The sequence below is a fragment of the Rhodococcus sp. NPDC060090 genome, from assembly GCF_042729855.1.
In the GTDB taxonomy this organism is placed as follows: Bacteria; Actinomycetota; Actinomycetes; order Mycobacteriales; family Mycobacteriaceae; genus Rhodococcus.
This window is the reverse complement of record NZ_JBHWXB010000011.1, coordinates 118571-137447: the sequence shown is the minus strand read 5'-3', so window position 1 is coordinate 137447 and position 18877 is coordinate 118571. Positions and strand designations below refer to the sequence as shown.

At 66.4% G+C, this 18877-nt stretch carries 26 protein-coding genes; 14 read left to right on the top strand and 12 right to left on the bottom strand.

Annotated features, from left to right (window positions below; translation table 11 throughout):
- Positions 1 to 24 precede the first annotated feature (24 nt).
- Positions 25 to 1014: a MinD/ParA family protein gene (locus ACFWCF_RS16640; protein ID WP_378490272.1), complete on the top strand. Its 990-nt coding sequence runs from the start codon at positions 25 to 27 to the stop codon at positions 1012 to 1014.
- Positions 1015 to 1016: 2 nt separating this feature from the next.
- On the opposite strand, the gene ACFWCF_RS16635 is transcribed toward ACFWCF_RS16640, so the two are convergent.
- Together ACFWCF_RS16635 and ACFWCF_RS16630 are read right to left on the bottom strand one after the other, a co-directional pair.
- On the bottom strand, positions 1017 to 1226 hold the full coding sequence (locus ACFWCF_RS16635) for a hypothetical protein (RefSeq protein ID WP_378490273.1): 210 nt from the start codon (positions 1224 to 1226) through the stop codon (positions 1017 to 1019).
- A gap of 203 nt (positions 1227 to 1429) precedes the next feature.
- Positions 1430 to 1639 (bottom strand): BldC family transcriptional regulator, encoded by a 210-nt coding sequence (locus ACFWCF_RS16630; RefSeq protein WP_378490274.1) that lies wholly within the window; start codon positions 1637 to 1639, stop codon positions 1430 to 1432.
- Positions 1640 to 1887: 248 nt separating this feature from the next.
- On the opposite strand from ACFWCF_RS16630, the gene ACFWCF_RS16625 reads away from it, so the two are divergent.
- The 5 genes from ACFWCF_RS16625 to ACFWCF_RS16605 all read left to right on the top strand — a co-directional run bounded on the left by ACFWCF_RS16625 (position 1888) and on the right by ACFWCF_RS16605 (position 4689).
- Positions 1888 to 2196, top strand: coding sequence for a DUF4229 domain-containing protein (locus ACFWCF_RS16625; RefSeq protein ID WP_378563556.1), 309 nt, complete (start codon positions 1888 to 1890; stop codon positions 2194 to 2196).
- Between the two features lie 95 nt (positions 2197 to 2291).
- A complete protein-coding gene (locus ACFWCF_RS16620; RefSeq protein ID WP_378563553.1) occupies positions 2292 to 3383 on the top strand; it encodes a PLP-dependent cysteine synthase family protein in 1092 nt (363 codons plus the stop codon).
- A gap of 78 nt (positions 3384 to 3461) precedes the next feature.
- Positions 3462 to 3680: a helix-turn-helix domain-containing protein gene (locus ACFWCF_RS16615; protein WP_378563317.1), complete on the top strand. Its 219-nt coding sequence runs from the start codon at positions 3462 to 3464 to the stop codon at positions 3678 to 3680.
- 4 nt (positions 3681 to 3684) lie between these two features.
- Positions 3685 to 4257 carry a Clp protease N-terminal domain-containing protein gene (locus tag ACFWCF_RS16610; RefSeq protein WP_378563314.1) on the top strand — a complete coding sequence of 191 codons (573 nt, stop codon included), beginning with the start codon at positions 3685 to 3687 and terminating at the stop codon, positions 4255 to 4257.
- 42 nt (positions 4258 to 4299) lie between these two features.
- On the top strand, positions 4300 to 4689 hold the full coding sequence (locus tag ACFWCF_RS16605) for a phage holin family protein (protein WP_378563311.1): 390 nt from the start codon (positions 4300 to 4302) through the stop codon (positions 4687 to 4689).
- Between the two features lie 46 nt (positions 4690 to 4735).
- On the opposite strand, the gene ACFWCF_RS16600 is transcribed toward ACFWCF_RS16605, so the two are convergent.
- From ACFWCF_RS16600 to ACFWCF_RS16565, 8 genes are all read right to left on the bottom strand, one after another.
- Positions 4736 to 5605, bottom strand: a complete 870-nt coding sequence (locus ACFWCF_RS16600; RefSeq protein ID WP_378563308.1) for a 1,4-dihydroxy-2-naphthoate polyprenyltransferase — start codon at positions 5603 to 5605, stop codon at positions 4736 to 4738.
- 56 nt (positions 5606 to 5661) lie between these two features.
- On the bottom strand, positions 5662 to 6834 hold the full coding sequence (gene menE, locus ACFWCF_RS16595) for an o-succinylbenzoate--CoA ligase (protein ID WP_378563305.1): 1173 nt from the start codon (positions 6832 to 6834) through the stop codon (positions 5662 to 5664).
- On the bottom strand, positions 6807 to 7103 hold the full coding sequence (locus ACFWCF_RS16590; RefSeq protein WP_378563302.1) for a DUF3349 domain-containing protein: 297 nt from the start codon (positions 7101 to 7103) through the stop codon (positions 6807 to 6809). The genes menE and ACFWCF_RS16590 overlap by 28 nt, the downstream gene beginning before the upstream one ends.
- Positions 7104 to 7114: 11 nt before the next feature.
- Positions 7115 to 7483: a DUF3349 domain-containing protein gene (locus ACFWCF_RS16585; protein WP_378563299.1), complete on the bottom strand. Its 369-nt coding sequence runs from the start codon at positions 7481 to 7483 to the stop codon at positions 7115 to 7117.
- A gap of 46 nt (positions 7484 to 7529) precedes the next feature.
- Positions 7530 to 7802: a hypothetical protein gene (locus tag ACFWCF_RS16580; RefSeq protein ID WP_378490282.1), complete on the bottom strand. Its 273-nt coding sequence runs from the start codon at positions 7800 to 7802 to the stop codon at positions 7530 to 7532.
- The gene (locus tag ACFWCF_RS16575) at positions 7799 to 8980 is read right to left on the bottom strand and encodes an anion permease (protein WP_378563297.1); all 1182 of its coding nucleotides are present in this window, start codon (positions 8978 to 8980) and stop codon (positions 7799 to 7801) included. Before ACFWCF_RS16575 ends, ACFWCF_RS16580 begins: the two co-directional genes overlap by 4 nt.
- Before the next feature lie 133 nt (positions 8981 to 9113).
- Positions 9114 to 9494, bottom strand: coding sequence for a VOC family protein (locus ACFWCF_RS16570; RefSeq protein WP_378563295.1), 381 nt, complete (start codon positions 9492 to 9494; stop codon positions 9114 to 9116).
- An 83-nt stretch (positions 9495 to 9577) separates the two neighbouring features.
- Positions 9578 to 10777 (bottom strand): DUF418 domain-containing protein, encoded by a 1200-nt coding sequence (locus ACFWCF_RS16565; protein WP_378563293.1) that lies wholly within the window; start codon positions 10775 to 10777, stop codon positions 9578 to 9580.
- A gap of 72 nt (positions 10778 to 10849) precedes the next feature.
- On the opposite strand from ACFWCF_RS16565, the gene ACFWCF_RS16560 reads away from it, so the two are divergent.
- Entirely contained in the window at positions 10850 to 11032 is a 183-nt protein-coding gene (locus ACFWCF_RS16560; protein WP_378563291.1) for a hypothetical protein, read from the top strand.
- Positions 11033 to 11171: 139 nt separating this feature from the next.
- Positions 11172 to 11456 carry a DUF4193 domain-containing protein gene (locus ACFWCF_RS16555; protein WP_378563289.1) on the top strand — a complete coding sequence of 95 codons (285 nt, stop codon included), beginning with the start codon at positions 11172 to 11174 and terminating at the stop codon, positions 11454 to 11456.
- A gap of 36 nt (positions 11457 to 11492) precedes the next feature.
- On the opposite strand, the gene ACFWCF_RS16550 is transcribed toward ACFWCF_RS16555, so the two are convergent.
- On the bottom strand, positions 11493 to 12386 hold the full coding sequence (locus tag ACFWCF_RS16550) for a 1,4-dihydroxy-2-naphthoyl-CoA synthase (protein ID WP_378490288.1): 894 nt from the start codon (positions 12384 to 12386) through the stop codon (positions 11493 to 11495).
- A 62-nt stretch (positions 12387 to 12448) separates the two neighbouring features.
- On the opposite strand from ACFWCF_RS16550, the gene ACFWCF_RS16545 reads away from it, so the two are divergent.
- The 3 genes from ACFWCF_RS16545 to ACFWCF_RS16535 all read left to right on the top strand — a co-directional run bounded on the left by ACFWCF_RS16545 (position 12449) and on the right by ACFWCF_RS16535 (position 14615).
- On the top strand, positions 12449 to 13087 hold the full coding sequence (locus ACFWCF_RS16545) for a PaaI family thioesterase (protein ID WP_378490289.1): 639 nt from the start codon (positions 12449 to 12451) through the stop codon (positions 13085 to 13087).
- Positions 13084 to 14091, top strand: coding sequence for an o-succinylbenzoate synthase (locus ACFWCF_RS16540; protein ID WP_378490290.1), 1008 nt, complete (start codon positions 13084 to 13086; stop codon positions 14089 to 14091). Before ACFWCF_RS16545 ends, ACFWCF_RS16540 begins: the two co-directional genes overlap by 4 nt.
- An 83-nt stretch (positions 14092 to 14174) precedes the next feature.
- Positions 14175 to 14615: a DUF6918 family protein gene (locus tag ACFWCF_RS16535; protein ID WP_378490350.1), complete on the top strand. Its 441-nt coding sequence runs from the start codon at positions 14175 to 14177 to the stop codon at positions 14613 to 14615.
- Positions 14616 to 14716: 101 nt separating this feature from the next.
- Here ACFWCF_RS16535 and ACFWCF_RS16530 read toward each other — a convergent pair whose 3' ends face one another.
- Positions 14717 to 15307, bottom strand: coding sequence for a flavin reductase family protein (locus ACFWCF_RS16530; RefSeq protein WP_378563285.1), 591 nt, complete (start codon positions 15305 to 15307; stop codon positions 14717 to 14719).
- A gap of 96 nt (positions 15308 to 15403) precedes the next feature.
- Between ACFWCF_RS16530 and menD the strand changes: the two genes are divergently transcribed.
- From menD to ACFWCF_RS16515, 3 genes are all read left to right on the top strand, one after another.
- Entirely contained in the window at positions 15404 to 17023 is a 1620-nt protein-coding gene (gene menD, locus ACFWCF_RS16525; RefSeq protein ID WP_378563283.1) for a 2-succinyl-5-enolpyruvyl-6-hydroxy-3-cyclohexene-1-carboxylic-acid synthase, read from the top strand.
- A gap of 149 nt (positions 17024 to 17172) precedes the next feature.
- On the top strand, positions 17173 to 17616 hold the full coding sequence (locus tag ACFWCF_RS16520) for a DUF3592 domain-containing protein (protein ID WP_378563280.1): 444 nt from the start codon (positions 17173 to 17175) through the stop codon (positions 17614 to 17616).
- 98 nt (positions 17617 to 17714) lie between these two features.
- Entirely contained in the window at positions 17715 to 18857 is a 1143-nt protein-coding gene (locus tag ACFWCF_RS16515) for a glycosyltransferase family 4 protein (RefSeq protein ID WP_378563550.1), read from the top strand.
- Positions 18858 to 18877 lie beyond the last annotated feature (20 nt).

The following is an 18877-nucleotide window of genomic DNA, read 5'->3' as shown; positions in this document are numbered from 1 at the left end:
GAACTGCGATCGGGGGGAACGCGGATGGTGGAAGGATCCGGCCGGACAGCTGAGACGAGCCTGTCGGACCGAGATACCGGGAGTCTGTCGGCCCGGGATCTCGACTCGTCGCTACTCGTCCGCAGGGCCACGCCCGCGCCCGAACGAGGATGGCGTCGGGCGCTCTTCCACGCGTCCGGTGGACGGATCGACGTGGGCGACAGCGCGCGAGACCAACGGCGCAGGGAACTCGCCGACCAGGTCTCGCAACCACTGCGCGGGTGCTATCGCATCGCGTTGCTCAGCCTCAAGGGTGGTGTCGGCAAGACGACCACGACGGTGACCCTGGGTTCGACGTTCGCGGAATTGCGGGGCGATCGGGTGGTCGCGGTGGATGCGAATCCCGACCGCGGCACGCTGAGCCAGAAGGTGCCGACAGAGACGGCTGCCACCGTGCGGACTCTCCTGCGCGACGAGGCGCATATCGAGCGATACAGCGACGCCAGGGCTTATACCTCGCAGAATGTGCATCGTCTCGAAGTGTTGGCTTCCGACAGCGACCCTGCGGTCTCCGAAGCCTTCAGCGCGCAGGACTACGAACGGACACTGGCGCTGCTCGAGCGCTACTACAGCATCGTGCTCACCGATTGCGGCACAGGACTCATGCATTCTGCGATGCGCGCGATCCTGGAGAACACCGATGCATTGGTGGTGATCAGTTCGGGTTCGGTGGACGGTGCGCGTAGTGCGTCGGCGACCCTCGACTGGCTCGACGCACACGGCTACCGCGATCTGGTGAGTGGGTCGGTCGCGGTGGTCAATTCTGTTCGCCCGAAATCGGGCAAGGTCGACCTCGACCGTGTGGTGGGGCATTTCGAGCAGCGGTGCCGTGCGGTGCACCTGTTGCCGTTCGACCCACATCTGGAAGAGGGCGCCGAAGTGGACCTCGAGCGATTGCTACCCGGTACGCGCCGCGCTCTACTCCGGCTCGCCGCCGAAGTGGCATCGGGTTTCGGACGGCCGGCAGGGGCCTGACCTCAGTCGTTGCCTTCCTGAGGGTTGCCATCGGCCCGACCGGTTTCGTCGGTGTGCCGTCGGCGGACCTCGCGATCGACCTTCCAGAGGAATTCCGGATCATCGTCCGGGCCGAGGCCCCGCGACGGGGTGTGGGTCAGATCCGGTCCGAAGGCTTTCCACAACAGGAAGGCGAGCGTCACCGCACCTATGAGTGCCAGCAGGTAGAGCACGATGCACCTCCTTGCGTGGTTCGACGCCGCGCTGCCTCCGGCGTCGTACTGTCCGATTCACACCAGTCTATGCCGCTCGACCGAGTGCGGCATCGGCGCGGGTACATAGACGTAACGATCGTGATTGTCGTGTTCGTCCGAATATCGCACACATGCAGAATCGGAGACCGCCCGGCCTCGCGCGCGAAGCCGGGCGGTCTCCGTCAGCGGGTGGCTTCGGTGGTGAGGGACCGCAGCAGTGCAAGGACCTCGGATTCGCGGAATCGGCGATGGCCACCGGGCGTGCGCAGTGAGCCGAGTCGGCCGGCGTGTGCCCAGCGGGTCACGGTCTTGGGGTCCACATGGAAGAGGCCGGCGACCTGGCCGGGGGTCAGCAGGGATTCTTTGGCGCCATTGAAGGTGGGTGCGCTCATTGCGAATGTCCTCCCGGTTGTTTTGTCTTGATCGGGTTGTTCGATCGGGTTGTCCCAAGCCATGTTGACACCGAGACCCCTGGTTGCTCGAACGGTCAGTGGTTGGTAAAGCGGAAGTAATGGACAAAACGGACGCATGTCCGACTTCAGTCATGGCTTCCGGAAGCGGCTGGATCGATACCGACGGCTACCCTGGTGGCGTGACCGACGAAGACCGCACCGACTCAGCGAATACCCCGAACGACCCCATCCGAAACACACCGAATGCGAGTAATTCGGGCACCGGCTCCCTAGTGCGCGATATTGCACTGTATTCGCTGGCCAGGCTTGCGCTCGTCGTGGTTCTCGCGGCGGTCATCGTCTACGTCCCTCAGGCGTTCGGTGTGGAAATTCCCCTGCTCGTCGCGGCATTGTTCGCGGTGCTCATCGCGTTGCCGCTGTCCCTGGTCCTGTTCGCGCGCCTGCGTCGCCGGGTGAACGAGGGCATCGCCGCAGTGGACGAGCGTCGTCGCACCACCCGCGCCGACCTCGAGAATCGTCTGCGCGGCGAGGGCTAGACGTGACGGATGTCGCTCCGGGTGCCGGCGATCGCCGTGAGTCTCGCATCGTCGATCAGCATGCGTCTCGCATCGTCGATCAGAATGCGTCTCGCATCGTCGATCACAGCGCGTCCCGCATCTGGGTGGACAACGCGATCCGGTTGATCGAGGCCGACGCGCAGCGCAGCGCCGATACGCACCTCCTGAGATATCCGCTGCCTGCGGAGTGGGGGATCGACCTCTACATCAAGGACGAATCGACGCACGTCACCGGCAGTCTCAAGCATCGGCTCGCCCGGTCGCTGTTCCTGTACGGACTGTGCAACGGGTCGATCGGTGAGGACACGCCCATCATCGAGGCGTCCTCCGGTTCGACGGCGGTGAGTGAGGCGTACTTCGCGCAACTGCTGGGACTCGACTTCGTCGCGGTGGTACCGCGGCGGACCTCACCGGCCAAAGTTGCCTTGATCGAGGCGCAGGGCGGGCGGTGTCACTACGTCGACCGTCCCCCGGAGATCTACACCGAGGCCCAACGGCTGGCCGACGAGCTCGATGGTTGTTATCTCGATCAGTTCACCAATGCGGAGCGGGCCACGGATTGGCGTGGCAACAACAACATCGCCGAATCGATCTTCGAGCAGATGCAGCTCGAACGGCATCCGGTACCGGACTGGATCGTCGTGGGTGCCGGTACCGGTGGAACCAGCGCGACGATCGGCCGCTACATCCGGTATCGCCGCCACCGCACCCGGCTCGCGGTCGTCGATCCGGAGAACTCGGCGTTCTTCGGCGCGTACGAGACCGGTGTCGCCGGCTATGCGACGGGCATGCCGTCGCGCATCGAGGGAATCGGCCGGCCGCGCGTCGAACCCTCGTTCGTGCCGCAGGTCGTCGATCGGATGGCCAGGGTGCCCGATGCCGCCTCGATCGCGGCGATGCGCCACGGTAGTGCTGCGCTGGGCAGGCGCGTGGGTGGATCGACGGGAACCAATCTGTGGGGCGCGTTCGGTCTGATCGGCGAGATGCTGGCCGCTGGTCGGACGGGCAGCGTGGTCACGCTGCTGTGCGACGGCGGTGAGCGTTACGCCGATACGTACTACTCGGACGAGTGGCTGGCCGCGGAAGGGCTCGCGGCGTCGGAGTGGGTCGGGGTGCTGGAGAAGTTTTCCGCGACCGGCCGCTGGGAGCCGCGCGACGACGGTTGACCAGGTGCTGGGGACGTCCTGATGGCTCGGTTGTCAATTTCCGTTGACACCCTCAAGATGTCAACCTATATTGACATCATGAGTGACGAAGCCACCGCACTCGCCGCATCTGCTGCGAGTCCTGATCCCGCCGAAGGGCTGCGCGCTGTCGTTGCTCTGCGACGTCTGCTCGAACGGCTCGAATCCATCCAGGTCGAGAGCGCGCGTCGGCAGGGTTGGTCGTGGCAGGCGATCGCCGACTCACTCGAAGTGAGCCGACAGGCCGTCCACCAGAAGTACAACCGGAAGCGCAGGTAGAACAATGTTCGAACGTTTCACCGACAGCGCACGTTCGGCGGTCGTCGCGGCACAGGCCGAAGCGCGCCGCCTGCACGCGGATCGGATCGCTACAGCACATGTGTTGCTGGGCGTGCTCGTCACCGCCGACGAACACCTACGCACGTCGCTTGCGGATGTCGGCCTGACCATCGACGGAGCTCGCACTGATCTGGCCGCAATGAACCGGGACCATCCGCTGGGACCCGACGACGCGGCTGCGCTCGAAGCGATCGGTATCGACCTCGACGCCGTCCGAGCCCGGGTCGAGGACACCTTCGGAGAAGGCGTGCTGGACCGGCCTGCACCGAAGGAGCGCCGCGGGAGATTCTCGGATCTGTTCGGCGACCACATCCCGTTCGAACGCAATGCCGAGAAGACGCTCGAACTGGCGTTGCGCGAGGCGATCGCACACCGCGACCGCTCGATCGGCTCCGAACACATCATGCTGGGACTGCTGCGGAGCGACGACACAGCAACCAGGTCACTGATCGAGGCACACGTACCCCGGAACCGTCTCCGGCAGATTCTGACCGCCCGTCTCGACGCCGCGACATGAGCCACACCGAGCTGTCGAGAGAACATGTGTCACAGTGTCTGCATGATTTCACTGATCCTGCGGTTGATCATCAACGCGGTCGGGCTGTGGCTGGCGGCACGACTCGTTACCGGCGTCGACATCGTCGGAGTCGACGGAGGTGAGTTCACGGTCGAAACAGCGGTAAAGCTGCTGATCCTCGCCGCGATCTTCACCGTGGTCAATGCCCTGGTGAAGCCGCTCGTGAAGCTGCTGTCACTACCGTTGGTCATCCTGAGCCTCGGGCTCTTCCTGCTCGTCATCAATGCCCTGATGCTGTGGCTGACCTCGTGGGTGGCCGAATTCTTCGACGGCGGACTCACGATCTCGGGATTCTGGGCGGCGTTCTGGGGCGGCCTGATCATCGCCCTCGTCAACTTCGTCCTCGGACTGATCGTTCCCGACAGGGACTGAGATTCTCGGCCGGACGACGAGCGCGATCCCCGTCGCGCCGAGCGCATCAGCCGAAGGCGAGTGCGATACCCGTCGCTACCGCCCACACCAGCATCGCGAGTGCGGTGTCGCGCAACGCAGGCAGGAGCTCGAGGCCGAGCCCTCCTGAGCGCACCGGCGCGTGTGCGCGCACCGCGAGCGGAGCTGCGAGCAGACCGACCAACGCCCACGGTGTTACCGCGACCAGTGCGAGCGACATGGCGAACGGCGTCGTGAGCAATCCGAGATGCAGCATGCGGGTACGTGGGTCGCCCAATCGGACGGCCAGCGTGCGCTTACCGCTCTCGGTGTCGGTGGGGATGTCGCGCAGGTTGTTCGTCACCATCACCGCGCTCGAGAAGCAGCCCATCGCCACGGCGCCCGCCAACCCGGCGAGGGTGATCTGCTCGGCCTGCACGAATTGTGTTCCGAGCACCGCGACCAAACCGAAGAAGACGAAGACGGCCACTTCACCGAGACCGCTGTAGCCGTACGGGGTACGGCCACCGGTGTAGTACCACGCGCCCACGATGCACACGAGGCCCACCAGGACCAGCCACCACGCGCTCGTCAGGGCAAGTACGAGACCCGCGACCGCAGCGACTCCGAAACATGCGAAGGCGGCGCGTTTGACTGCGCCCGGGGATGCCGCACCCGAACCGACCAGCCGCATCGGTCCGACCCGCTCGTCGTCGGTGCCGCGGATGCCGTCGGAGTAGTCGTTGGCGAGGTTCACCCCGATATTGAGGGCGAGCGAGACCACCAGTGCCAGCAGCGCCTTCCACCACACCGCATCATCGAGTACCGCGGCGGCACCCGTACCCACGATGACGGGGGAGATCGCGTTCGGGAGGGTGCGGGGACGAGCTCCTTCGAGCCATTGACCAGCGGTTGCCATTCGTCGATCTTCGCACTTCGGCGGCCGCCCGTCCGGGGCGGGACCCGGCTCGTCGCTCAGGAAAACCTGGTGACCAGAGCGCGACGATCGATCTTGCCCGGCCCGCGCAGGGGCAGTGCGTCCAGCAGATGCAGCTCGCGGGGTGCCGCGGTCGAATCCAGGGTCGCTGTCGTCCACTCGCGTAGTTCGCCGAGCGTGGGAGAGAAACCCTCCTCCGGGACGACGACCGCCACCACCCGCTGGCCGAGTCGGTCGTCGGGCAGTCCGATCACCGCGACCTCCCGGACTGCGGGGTGCTCGACGAGGACGGCTTCGACGACCTGGGGAACCACGGTCAGCCCGCCGGACGAGATGGCCTCGTCCAGCCGGCCGAGGATGCGAAGGACACCGTCGTCGACCAGCCCGGCGTCGTCGGTGCGGAACCAGCCCGGCGCGGTGAACGCCGGATGGTGGGGGAGCCCGCGGTACCCGGATGCGAGCACCGAACCGCCGAGCCATACGCGGGTGTCCGCATCGATACGGACGTCGACGCCCGTCAGCGGGACGCCGTCGTAGACGCACCCGCCACACGTCTCACTCATGCCGTACGTGCGCACGACGTTCACACCGGCCTCGCGTGCCCGACGCAGCACCGGTTCCGGGGTGGCCGCACCGCCGAGCAGGATCGCGTCGAGGTCCGCGAGCGCGCCGAGCGCATCCGGATGGTCGAGGGCCTTGATGAGCTGGGTCGGCACCATCGACGAGTAGCGTCGCGGTCCGCGCATCGCTGCGACCGCAGCGGGCAGAGTGGCGGGATCGAACCCGCCGGAGACATCCACGATCACGGGTTCGGTACCCGACAGGATGCTCCGCAGCAGCACCTGCATCCCCGCGATGTGGTGCGCAGGTAATGCAAGCAACCACGAACCGGTGCCGCCGATCCGCTCGTGGGTGGCGTCTCCGCTGGCTCGCAACGCCCCCGCGGTGAGCTGAGCGCCCTTGGGGATTCCGGTGGTACCCGAGGTCGCGACGACGAGGCCGACTGCATCGTCGATCGGTTCGCCGGGGTGCAGCGCGTCGGTGAGGCGGCGGATCTCCCGGTCGTCGTCGGCGGGAATCGGCAGCAGGGGAGGGCTCTGGCCGTCGAGCATGCGCTGCAGCGCGGGCACGACGTCGTGGACCCTGTCTCCGGTCGGGACACGGAGGACGGTGAGGGCCCGGCTCACCGGTCGCGCCCGGTCAGTGGCCATCCGCCGGCCTCGAGGTGCACGCGGACACGGTCGATGTCGTGTCCGAGTGGCATCTCGTTGGTGACCTTGGTGATGAGGACGGCGATGTCGGTTTTGGTGATCGGCAGATCGCCTTCGTCGATGAGGGCGTCGGCAACCTGATCGACCTCCTCGTCGGACAGTCGGCGCTTCAGGAGCGCGAACAGTGGCACGTAGTCCTGCTCGGGTACGCCCTCCGGATACCCGGCACGCAACCATTCGATGATCGAAGCGAGGAAGGGAGGAAGCATCGGCGTGTTCCTCAGAGAGTCCCTGTGCGCGGCTCGTCGCCGGGCTCGTCGCCGGGCTCGTCGCCGTCGGGGTCGTCGTCGGCCGAGACCACAGGCCAGCCCCCTGCGACGAGCTGTTCTGTGACCCGTTCGAGGTCTTCGTCGGTCGGTTGTTCCTGCAGCACCCCAGCGATGATCTGCCGCAGTGTGTCGTAGTCGACGTGCCGCTGCGGATGCTCGTGGGCGGTCGCGACCGACAGCTCGAGAATCTCGGAGATGTCCTCGTCCGTCAACTTCCGCCGGAGGACGGACAGGAGCGCGAAGTGATCCTTGGGAGGGATTCCTTCGGGATAACCGGCACGTAGCCAGTCCAGTACCGAGCGAAGGGAATGCCGAGGCAAGGTGATCGTTGGTCCTTCTCTTCGGTGATGATCTCTTCGGTGATGATCAGAACAGGTGAATACCGAAGCTGCTGGACAGGAAGTCCGCAGTCAACAGCAGTATCCCAGCAATGATCGCGACGACGACAACGGTGAAACACGCGATCGCACCGATACGGCCCAGCGTTCGGCGACCGGGATCAACCGCGCCTGCGCCGTCATTTCCGAGCGACAGTGACCGCATCCCGAGTGCGAAGACCGCGGGCAGGCCTGCTCCCAGAACGACGCCGACCACCACAACCTGCCACAGTGAATCGAGTGTGGAGACCAGCAGGTTCACGCGCGCCCCTCCTGAACGACGGGATCGGTGTTCTGGGCTTCGGCTTCGGAGACGCCCTCCCACGAGGCGTTCACGTTGGACGCATCGACCGGCTGCAGCCGCGACCGCAGGTACATGACACCCGCGAGTGCACACAGAATTGCGAACACGACGAGGACACCGGCCAGACCGCCGATCAGATGGGCGATGAGCCAGCACACGGCACCGACCACACCCGCGCACGGCAGGGTGATCAGCCACGCCACGGCCATTCGGCCGGCGATACCCCAGCGCACCTCGGCGCCCTTCGTGCCGAGTCCGGTGCCGAGGATCGAGCCGGTGGCCACGTGCGTGGTCGACAACGGCAGTCCGAAATGGCTGGACGTGAGGATGATCGCGGCCGACGAGGATTCCGCCGCCATGCCCTGAGGAGGCGTGATCTCGACCAGGCCCTTGCCGAGTGTGCGGATGATCCGCCAGCCGCCGAGATACGTGCCCAGCGCAATGGCGACGGCGCAGGTGAACTTCACCCAGAACGGCATCTCGGTGTCGGGAGTGATGGTTCCGTACGCGACGAGCGCCAGGAAGATCACGCCCATCGTCTTCTGCGCATCGTTGGTGCCGTGCGCGAGCGACACCAGCGACGCCGTGCCGATCTGACCGATCCGGAAGCCCTTGCCGCGCGTCTCTTCGGGAATGTCGTGAGTCAGGCGATGTACCGACCATGTGCCTACCATCGCGACCAGTGCGGCGACGACGGGTGCGAGCAGGGCCGGGATGATCACCTTGCCCAGTACTCCGTCCCACACGACACCGCTCGTGCCGAGCGCGGCGAGGGCGGCGCCGATCAGCCCGCCGAACAATGCGTGCGACGAACTCGACGGCAGGCCGAACAGCCACGTCGCGAGATTCCAGAGGATGCCGCCGACGAGCCCGGCGAACACGATCACCAACAGCGATGAACCTCCGGTGCTGTCGAGATTCACCACACCCTTGGCGACGGTCGCGGCGACCTCGACGGACAGGAAGGCGCCGACGAGGTTGAGCACGGCCGACAAGCCGACAGCGGTTTTCGGTTTCAACGCTCCGGTGGCGATGGATGTGGCCATCGCGTTGCCCGTGTCGTGGAAGCCGTTCGTGAAATCGAATGCGAGGGCAGTGACGACCACTACCAGTAGGACAACGAACTCTGCGGTCACGTCTTCCGATTGTGGGGTAAACGGGCGGTGAATGTACAGCTACTGGGAGGTTGCCCACGGCTCTCTTCGGGAGGATTCGCACTCGAACGGGAGGTGGCAGGTGCGGACCGTGTGCAATGTCACCGCGGCGGGTTCAGCGGAGGTCGCGCCGGATCGGATGATCCGGCGGAATCTGCACCAGAACCAGGGGGATCCCGTCCGGGTCGTCGATCCACATCTCGTGCAGCCCCCACGGCTCCTGCCTGGCTGCCCGGGTGATCGGGATACCTGCCTCGGCGAGCTCGTTCTGCGCGGCGTACACGTCCCGTACCTGTAACCACAGTGCTCCGTGGAAGCTCTGCGCGTTGTCGCGTCCGCCGTGCGCAGCGATCTCGATCAGTCCCTGGCCTGCGAAGAACACGGTGCCACCCGGATACTCCCGGGCGACGGCAAGCCCCAGTGTCCGTCCGTAGAACTGCAGTGTGGCGTCGTAGTCGCGGGGGCGAAGGATCGTCCGGCTGCTCAGGATCTCCATGGCCTCATCTTCATGGCCTCATCTTCGCTGTGTCTATCCGTCCTGCGGTCCGGTGTGCGAGAAATCGGGCCGCTCGCGATCGGTCACGCATGGAGTGTGCCCGACCCGGCGCGCTGAGGGTCCGTCTCCGGCCGGTCGGAACCGCCACGGGTGAGCAGGTCGAACGACGCCTTCCACAGCCACTCGACCGGCCCCTGCCGGAACCTCCGTAGCCACAGCCGGCTCGCGGCGACGAGGATCGCGCACACCGCGAGGTACACCGCGACGGTGAACTGGGTCCGGTACGTGGGGTCGATCCGCGCGGCAAGGCCGAATCCCCAGCCGTAGCAGATCACCGACGCGATGACGTTCTGCAGGATGTAGCAGCTCAGCGCGGTCTTGCCGATGCCCTGCAGCCATCCGCCGAGGGTGCCGACGCGGTCGCGAGTCGAATACCACTGCGCGATCAGCGCCAACAGTCCGACGGCCACGAACGGCGCCATTGCGTAGCGGGACGCGAACAGACCTGCGCTGCCACCGAATAGACCCACAGCGATGTCGACGGGTGCGGCGATGCCTCCGACCACCATGAGCTTGCGGCGTAGGCGAGCGCCGCGTTCATCGAAGACGCCCGCATCGAACAGGGCGGCACCGGCGAGGAACATCACGATGGTCAGCGGCACCACGATGATCATCTCGGCACGGAAGGCAAGCAGGTTCTCGGTACGGAACACCACCAGGTCCCACCAGCTACCGGTCGCGAAGATGTCCGTCGGCTCGCTGGAGGAGCCCTCCGAGGCTGGGGTTGCTGCGAGCGCGACCACGACTGTGGTCACGAGCAGCATGTGCACGACGGCAGCGGTGCCTGCAATCCACATCCGGGTGCGATGTGAGGACACCACCACGCCGCACACGAGCATCGACACCACCGCGTAGCCCATCAGCACGTCGAACTCGGCGACGAGGAAGAAGTGCACGAGCCCGTCGACGAACAGCAGGAACGCCCGCGTCCGGTAGTTCCCGGGCCATGCCCGCCCCGCTCGTCGCGCCGATGCGGCCTGGATCGCGAGGCCCACCCCGAACATCAAACTGAGAAGCCCCAGGAACTTGCCCTGCGCGAGCTGCATCAGGATGCGCTGCGGCCACGGATCCGATCCCGCCGTCTCGAGATAGCCGACGATCCCGGCGGGATCGGTGAAGATCCAGATGTTCGTACCGAGTGTGCCCAGAATCGCGATTCCGCGCGCGACGTCGAGCGCAGCGATCCGAGCGCGGGACGGTGCAGCAGTGTGGGTGGTGGCCATGTCGTCGACCCTCGCGCAGGACACCGTGTGCGCGCGTCGGGCAGGGGGAGGACGCGGAGGTCATCACATCGGATGACGCGAACCCGCAGCGACATCGGTCCGGTCCCGTCCGGTACGGCATCCGATCTTGTCGGCAGCGCATCCCGCCGGGTTCCGGACGCGGATCCCGAGCAGCAGGCCCGACACCTGCTCGCTACCACCGGGCAAGAGCCGGTCTGTCCGTGGAGCGCATTCGAAAAGCGTCGCGAGGTTTGAAAGTGCACGAGGTTTGAAAGTGCACGAGGTTTGGAAGTGCGCGAGACGGGACACCCCTGCACACAGGTGCCGTACGTGCACCGACACGCCCCGGCCTCGGGGCGGGACAACAATGCCCCGCACGGACCAGGAGACTGTGATGGCCACCGATTATGACGTCCGCCGCACCAACGAACTCGGCGGCTCCGGCACAGCGCTCGACGAACTCGCACTGAAGCCGACGGGCCTCCCCGACGCCGACGAAGCCGAGGTCACCGAATCGCCGGATCTGCCGGGCGCCGACCTGTCCGACGAAGAACTCGCTGTGCCCGTGGTGCCGAAGCAGGCGGACGAATTCACCTGCACCCGCTGCTTTCTCGTGCACCACGACCATCGGAGAGCATCGTCGTCGGGGGAGGCCCCGTACTGCTACGACTGTGCGTGAACTTCGCGTGCGCAGACTGTCAGCGCACGCGTTCGATCAGTAGTAGTGCGGGTACGGCGACCAGTCGGGGTCACGCTTCTCGAGAAAGGCGTCGCGACCCTCGACCGCTTCGTCGGTCATGTATGCCAGGCGGGTGGCTTCGCCCGCGAACAACTGCTGGCCGACGAGACCGTCGTCCTGCAGGTTGAATGCGTACTTGAGCATCCGCTGCGCCTGCGGCGACTTCCCGTTGATCTTCTCGGACCACTCGATAGCGACGTTCTCCAGCTCGTCGTGGTCGACGACCCGGTTGACCGCGCCCATGTGGTGCATGTCCTCGGCGGTGTACGTGTCGCCGAGGAAGAAGATCTCGCGGGCGAACTTCTGGCCGACCATCTTGGCGAGGTATGCACTTCCGTAGCCGCCGTCGAAGCTGCCCACGTCGGCGTCGGTCTGCTTGAAACGGGCATGCTCGCGCGACGCCAGCGTGAGGTCGCACGTCACGTGCAGGCTGTGCCCGCCGCCTGCGGCCCAGCCGTTGACGAGCGCGATCACCACCTTCGGCATCATCCGGATGAGACGCTGCACCTCGAGGATGTGCAACCGGCCCGCGCGGGCCTTGTCGACGGTGTCGGCGGTCTCGCCGGTGGCGTACTGGTAGCCGCTACGTCCGCGAATGCGCTGGTCGCCGCCCGAGCAGAACGCCCAGCCGCCGTCCTTGGCGCTCGGGCCGTTGCCGGTCAGCAGCACCACACCCACGTCGGATGTGGTGCGTGCGTGGTCGAGCACGGCATACAGTTCGTCGACGGTGTGCGGACGGAACGCATTGCGCACCTCAGGCCGATCGAATGCGACGCGGACAGTGCCCTGCGTGACATGACGGTGGTAGGTGATGTCGGTGAGGTTCTCGAACCCCGCAACGGGGCGCCACAGTTCAGGAGTGAAGGTCACGTCGTCACCTTAAGGCCGGGTCGGCTCCCGGCGCGCACGTCGGCCGGATAACGTGCAGGATCATGAGCGAGCTGAACGACCGCACCGGCGACGACACGCACGAGCATCACGGCGGTTTCCCCGTCTACGAGCCGGTGAAGGCGGGACCGAACTTCGGCCGCTTCGTCGACGCGTTCCGTCGCCTGCAGGATCTGGCGGTCTCCACGCACGCACCCGACGAAGTCGTCGACCAGGCGATTGCGCAGGCCGAAGCGCTCGGTGACATGCTCGAGTCCTACAAGGTGGGAGAAGGGAAGTCGCCCGCCGGATTCAACGTGGACCTCCCCGGACGCGGCAGCCTGCTGTTGCCACCGTGGACCATCGAGAAGTTCGATGCCGACGGTGTACGCGAACGAGGCCACTTCCGCCGCTACCACCTCGGAGGTAACGGAGCTGTGCACGGTGGCACCCTTCCGTTGCTGTTCGACGACCTTTTCGGGATGGTCATCCACGCGTCCGGACGGCCGATCGCCCGCACCGGCTACCTGCACGTCAACTACCGCAAGATCACGCCGCTGTGGGACGAGCTCGTCGTCGAGGGGCGCGTGGACAGCGTCGACGGACGGAAGGCGTTCTGCAGCGCCGAACTGCAGGATCTGGACGGCACGGTTCTCGCCGACTCCGAAGCGTTGATGATCGAATTGCTTCCGGGACAGCCGTGACCTCGTACGGGACCGAGGAGATCCCACCGCTCGACGAGGTGCTGGCCACCGCGGTGGTCGTCTCGCTCCCGATGCGGGTGCGGTTCCGGGGCATCACCGAGCGGGAGGTCGTCCTCGTCGAGGGCCCGGCCGGATGGGGAGAGTTCGGACCGTTCCCCGAATACGCCGACGCCGAGGCTGCCGAATGGCTCCGCTCCGCGCTCGAATCGGCGTGGCTCGAGGACCCCGAACCCCTGCGTTCGCATATACCCGTCAACGCGACGGTGCCGGCCGTGGACCCGGAGCAGGTCCCGGGAGTTCTGGCGAGGTTTCCGGGAGCGCGCACGGCGAAAGTGAAGGTCGCGGAACGCGGTCAGGATCTTGCGCAGGATCTCGCACGGGTGCGTGCCGTGCGCGAACTGGTGCCCCACGTGCGGGTCGACGCCAACGGCGGGTGGAGCGTCGACGATGCGGTGACGGCCCTGACCGCACTGGCCGCCGAGGCCCCCCTCGAATACGCCGAACAACCCTGCGCGACGGTGCCCGAACTCGTCGAGGTCCGGCGCAGGCTACAGAACAGGATTCCGGGTGGTGTCCGGATAGCGGCCGACGAGAGCATCAGGCGGGCCGAGGATCCGATGCGTGTCGTTCGCGCCGGTGGGGCAGACGTGGCGATCGTCAAGGTTGCCCCGCTCGGAGGCATACGCCGCCTGCTCACACTGGCCGGAGAGCTTGCCGAGCACGACGTTCCGGTGGTCGTGTCGAGCGCCCTCGATTCGTCCGTGGGGATGGGTGCCGGACTCGCGGCGGCGGCTGCGCTGCCCGACCTTCCGTTCGCGTGTGGACTCGGTACGGGCGGCTTCTTCACTGCGGATGTGGCGGCTGCGCGGGGCATGTCGAACGGCACTCTGCCGGTCGGTAGGGTGGCGCCGAGCCGGCCAGGACTCGATGCCGTGCGCGTCGACGAGGAACGGGAACGGTGGTGGCTCGATCGAGTGCGCCGATGCCATGCGCTCCTTACGTGACTGCGGAATAGGCATGGTGTGCGTCGTCGTATATCGTTCGGGCGTCCCAACAGTCACATTCTTCACAAAACGGAGGCATGGAAGTGGTTGCAGCTCTCGGTGATGCCCTGCTCGGCGCCGATAAACTCCCGGCGGTCCAGAGCGACGTCCTCGCACTCATCGACGCTGAGGTGTCGGACAAGAAGGGCGCGTCGGGCCTCGCACTCAAGGGCGGATACGCCACGGTGAAGAAGGTCGGCCCGTCGATCGTGCCGGGCGCGGTCGAAGGCCTGCTGCCCGACTTCGTCGAGCGGCTTCAGCCCTTCTGGGCCGACTTCGCAGGCAACGGTTCGTTCGCCGAATACCTCACCGCACGCGGCGACGAGGTCGCCAACGCGCTGCTCGGCGTGACCGACGACAAGATCGCGGGCTCCGACAAGGCCGCCGTCAAGAAGGTCTACGAGTCGCTCCGCGGTTCAGCTCAGAAGCACGTCGTCGAGGCTCTGCCGCGTCTGGGTGCCCTCATCCAGAAGCACGCAGCCTAGGACGAACAGCTCTTCGGCCCGGTGCCGTGGCAGATCCTCGGATCCGCCACGGCACCGGTTCGTTTCCGGGCCGACAACTTCGGGAGTCCGGCAACTTCGGGTCAGGAACCGGGCCTGTCGATGTTCCGAACCTCGGGCGTGAGGCCCCACTCGATCCGTCCGAGCCTGCTCGCGGGTGCGAGGAGCGCGAAATCTGGTGCACCGTCCTCGGCGAGCACCTCCGGTCGAGCGGTCACCGCGACCACATCACCCATGACGACGAACGAATCGCCCACCTCGATCACCCGATGAAGAGTGCATTCGATCGACGCGGGCGACTGCGCGACCCGTGGCGGACGCACCCGCTCGCTCGCCTCCGCGTGAAGCCCCACCGCTGCGAACTCGTCGACATCGTGCGCAAATGCAGCAGACGACGCGTTCGCCTCGTCCATCAACGGCACCGACACGACGTTGATGACGAATTCGCCGGTCTCCTCGATGTTTCGAAGACTGTCCTTCCTCCCCACCGAGGTGAACTGCACGACCGGAGGTGAGGTGCTCGCCACAGTGAAGAAGCTGTAGGGAGCCACATTCGCGATGCCGTCCGCGGACACCGTCGACACCCACGCGATAGGACGAGGCACGATTGTGGCGGTGAGCAGGCGATAAAACCGTCCGGCGCTGAGGTCGGAAGGGTCGAAGACAGTGCGCATCACACCATTCTCGGTTGCACGCTTCGGGATGTCCCCACGGTGTCCCGGCCCGGGTTGCGCCCGGGTCGCCGCGCGGCCCGCACTACCCTGGAGATCGTGAATCCGTCCACCGCTCAGGCCACCGCTGTCGTCGACGAACTTGCCCGGGGCGGCGTCCGGGACGTGGTGTTGTGTCCGGGTTCGCGCAATGCACCGCTCGCCTTTGCACTTCAGGCCGCCGACAACGCCGGCCGCGTGCGGCTGCACATGCGCATCGACGAGCGGACCGCGGGTTTCCTCGCGCTCGGTCTGTCGCTCGCATCCGGACGTCCGGTACCGGTCGTCATGACCTCCGGTACCGCCGTGGCGAACCTCGGCCCCGCTGTCCTCGAAGCGAACTACGCCCGGATTCCGCTCGTCGTGCTCTCTGCCAATCGGCCCTACGAGATGCTCGGATCGGGCGCGAACCAGACCGTCGAGCAACTCGGACTGTTCGGCAGTCAGGTCCGGGCGACGATCAGCCTCGGCCTCGCCGAGGGGATCGAGCAGAACAGTCAGTGGCGCTCGGCGGTCAGCCGTGTCCTGGCGGCTGCTCGCGGCACCCGGTCCGGCAACGCGGGCCCCGTGCACTTCGACATCCCTCTGCGGGAACCGCTGGTGCCCGATGCCGGACCACAAGGCGCGGTGCCGGAGGGGCGGGGCCACGGCGAGGCCTGGACCACGACCGCGTACGCGACACTCGATGTGCCCGTGGAGATCGACATCACCCCCGACACCGTCGTGGTGTCCGGGCACGGCTCGGCCTTCAGGCCCGAACTCGCCGGGCTGCCGACCGTCGCAGAGCCGACCGCACCGTTGCACGGGCTTCCGCTCCACCCCCTGGCACTGACACATATTGCACCGAAGCAGGCCATCATCACGGGCAGGCCCACCCTGCACAGACCGGTGTCGCGGCTGCTCGCCGACCCGAACGTCGCGGTATACGCGCTGACCACCGGCCCACGTTGGCCCGACGTCTCAGGAAACGTTCTCGCCACGGGTACCCGCGCGGTGGTTTCCGGCGTACCGGACGAGGCGTGGCTCGAGCGGTGCCGCCAGTTGTCCGCACACACCGACAAAGCGGTGCGGGCCCAGCTCGACGCGCACCCCGTCGCGACCGGTCTGCATGTCGCGGCGGTGGTGACGGACGCGCTGCGTGAGGGCGACCAGATGTTGTTCGGCGCCTCCAACCCGGTACGCGACGCAGCACTCGTGAGTTATCCGAAGCCGGGCGTGAAAGTGCTGTCCAATCGCGGTGTCGCAGGTATCGACGGGACGGTGTCGACGGCGGTGGGCGCAGCGCTCGCCTACGAGGAGGGACGCACCATCGCGCTGATGGGCGACCTGACCTTCCTGCACGATGCTTCGGGCCTGTTGGTCGGTACACCGGAACCACGACCACGCGACCTCACGATCATCGTCGCCAACGACGACGGCGGTGGAATCTTCGAACTCCTCGAGCAGGGTGATCCTCAGTACGCGGGTGTGTTCGAGCGCGTGTTCGGCACCCCTCACGGGATGGACCTGGCAGCGTTGTGCGCGGCATATCGAGTTCCGCACAGCCGTGTGGACCTCCACGGCTTGGCGATTGCACTGGCGGATGTCAGGCCGCCCTCCGGTGGAATCCGGGTCGTCGAGGTCACCACCGATCGTGCCGGGCTGCGAGAGCTGCACGCTGCGGTGCGGTCGCAGCTGTGAAGTCCGATTCCGAGTTTCCGGGTCGGAGCGCAGCGGGCGGGAGCGCAGCGGGTGGGAACGTGACGGGTGGGAATGTGACGGGTGGGAGCGTAGCGGGTGGGAGCGTAGCGGCTGGGAATGTGACCGCTGGGAATGTGACCGCTGGGAATGTGACCGCTGGGAATGTGACGCTGGCGCGTGCGCGGTGGATCGTTCTGGCCATCGCAATCGGAATCTCCGCGCTGGCGTTGGTCCTGGTGCTCGGTGCGTGGCGCAACGACCACACGATCCGATCCGACATGGGCACCGCCACAGCCGAAGTGTTGTCGGCGGGGTCACTCCGATCTGCGGTGAGTTTCGTCACTCCGGATGGTGTGACCCACAATCCTGAACTCGGTGTGCTCTACCCCACGGGTCTCACCGCCGGGCAGCGCATTGCCGTCGAGTACGCGCGCAGCGATCCGGATCTGGTGCGGGTGACCGGACGGGATGCGCGTATCGCACTCGTGCCTGCCGGCTCGGTGATCGTCGCAACCTGGGTGATCGCCGGTGGGCTTCTCGTATACCTGCGGCGGTTCTCTCGCACGGAGACGGAGCCGTTGCCCTTCATCTGAGCGCTGAAGCCGTCCGAGTGTGAAACGTTCGCTTCGTCTTCGCCGGCTTGTCGACTGCAGCGCACCTCATCGACCGATGGACCCTCCATGGTGGCGTGGTGCGAGTAGCCATCGTCGCGGAATCCTTCCTCCCGAACGTCAACGGCGTCACCAACTCGGTGTTGCGAGTCCTCGAGCACCTCGATCGGACAGGACACGACGCGATCGTCGTCGCACCGGACACCGTTGCGGGATGTGCTCCTGCCCCGACCGAGTATCTCGGTGTGGCCGTGCATCGGGTCCCCGCGGTGAGAGTGCCGAAGATCAGTTCACTGCCGGTCGGGGTGCCCCAGTTCGACATGGTCGCCACGTTGCGGGCCTTCGGTCCCGATGTGGTCCACCTTGCGTCACCGTTCTTTCTCGGTGCCGGTGGCCTCGCGGCGGCGAAGAGGATGCTCGTGCCGACCGTTGCGATCTACCAGACCGACGTCGCGGGGTTTGCGGAGAGTTACGGACTCGGGGTCGTGGCTCGCGCGTCGTGGCGGTGGACGAGACGCCTCCACAGGGGGTGTGACCGAACTCTTGCCCCGTCGTCGTCGGCCGTCGATGCTCTCGTGTCCCACGGTGTTCCTCGTGTCCACCGGTGGGGACGCGGTGTCGACATCGATCGGTTTGCACCGTCGAAGAGGGATGACGCGCTTCGTGCGCAGTGGTCGCCGGACGGGCGGCCCATCATCGGGTTCGTGGGTCGACTCGCACCGGAGAAGCACGTCGAGCGACTTGCTTCCGTCGCGCAGGGCGGCGTATTCCGTCTTGTCGTGGTGGGGGACGGACCCGAACGAGCACGACTCGAGGCATTGATGCCGCAGGCGGTGTTCACCGGGCAGTTGGACGGGGACGACCTGGCTCGCGCCTATGCCTGTCTCGATGTCTTCGTCCATCCGGGCGAGCACGAGACTTTCTGTCAGGCGGTGCAGGAGGCGCAGGCCAGCGGCCTGCCGACCGTGGTGCCCGACGCGGGTGGGCCCCGGGATCTGGTCGCGCATTGCCGTAACGGGTACCGGCTGGCCACCGACCGATTCGCCGAACTACTGCCCGGTGCACTCAGTGCGCTCGCCGATGCGCGACTGCGGTCGGAGTTCGGCCGTGCAGCACGTCGAAGCGTGCTCGGTCGTACCTGGCCGGTGATCTGTGACGAACTCCTCGGTCATTACGAGGATGTGCAAGGCGGTACTCCTGTCCGGCTTCCTCACACCGCGTAGTGGTGGACGGTCTCAGGGAA

Excerpts from the sequence above, each read along its gene's own strand:
- ACFWCF_RS16560 (WP_378563291.1), top strand. The coding sequence starts at position 10,850 with ATGACGCGAACCCGCAGCGACATCGGTCCGGTCCCGTCCGGTACGGCA.
- ACFWCF_RS16565 (WP_378563293.1), bottom strand. The coding sequence starts at position 10,777 with ATGGCCACCACCCACACTGCTGCACCGTCCCGCGCTCGGATCGCTGCG.
- ACFWCF_RS16610 (WP_378563314.1), top strand. The coding sequence starts at position 3,685 with ATGTTCGAACGTTTCACCGACAGCGCACGTTCGGCGGTCGTCGCGGCA.
- ACFWCF_RS16640 (WP_378490272.1), top strand. The coding sequence starts at position 25 with ATGGTGGAAGGATCCGGCCGGACAGCTGAGACGAGCCTGTCGGACCGA.
- menE (WP_378563305.1), bottom strand. The coding sequence starts at position 6,834 with ATGGCCACTGACCGGGCGCGACCGGTGAGCCGGGCCCTCACCGTCCTC.
- ACFWCF_RS16615 (WP_378563317.1), top strand. The coding sequence starts at position 3,462 with ATGAGTGACGAAGCCACCGCACTCGCCGCATCTGCTGCGAGTCCTGAT.
- ACFWCF_RS16600 (WP_378563308.1), bottom strand. The coding sequence starts at position 5,605 with ATGGCAACCGCTGGTCAATGGCTCGAAGGAGCTCGTCCCCGCACCCTC.
- ACFWCF_RS16530 (WP_378563285.1), bottom strand. The coding sequence starts at position 15,307 with ATGCGCACTGTCTTCGACCCTTCCGACCTCAGCGCCGGACGGTTTTAT.
- ACFWCF_RS16545 (WP_378490289.1), top strand. The coding sequence starts at position 12,449 with ATGAGCGAGCTGAACGACCGCACCGGCGACGACACGCACGAGCATCAC.
- ACFWCF_RS16630 (WP_378490274.1), bottom strand. The coding sequence starts at position 1,639 with ATGAGCGCACCCACCTTCAATGGCGCCAAAGAATCCCTGCTGACCCCC.
- ACFWCF_RS16605 (WP_378563311.1), top strand. The coding sequence starts at position 4,300 with ATGATTTCACTGATCCTGCGGTTGATCATCAACGCGGTCGGGCTGTGG.
- ACFWCF_RS16555 (WP_378563289.1), top strand. The coding sequence starts at position 11,172 with ATGGCCACCGATTATGACGTCCGCCGCACCAACGAACTCGGCGGCTCC.
- ACFWCF_RS16590 (WP_378563302.1), bottom strand. The coding sequence starts at position 7,103 with ATGCTTCCTCCCTTCCTCGCTTCGATCATCGAATGGTTGCGTGCCGGG.
- ACFWCF_RS16570 (WP_378563295.1), bottom strand. The coding sequence starts at position 9,494 with ATGGAGATCCTGAGCAGCCGGACGATCCTTCGCCCCCGCGACTACGAC.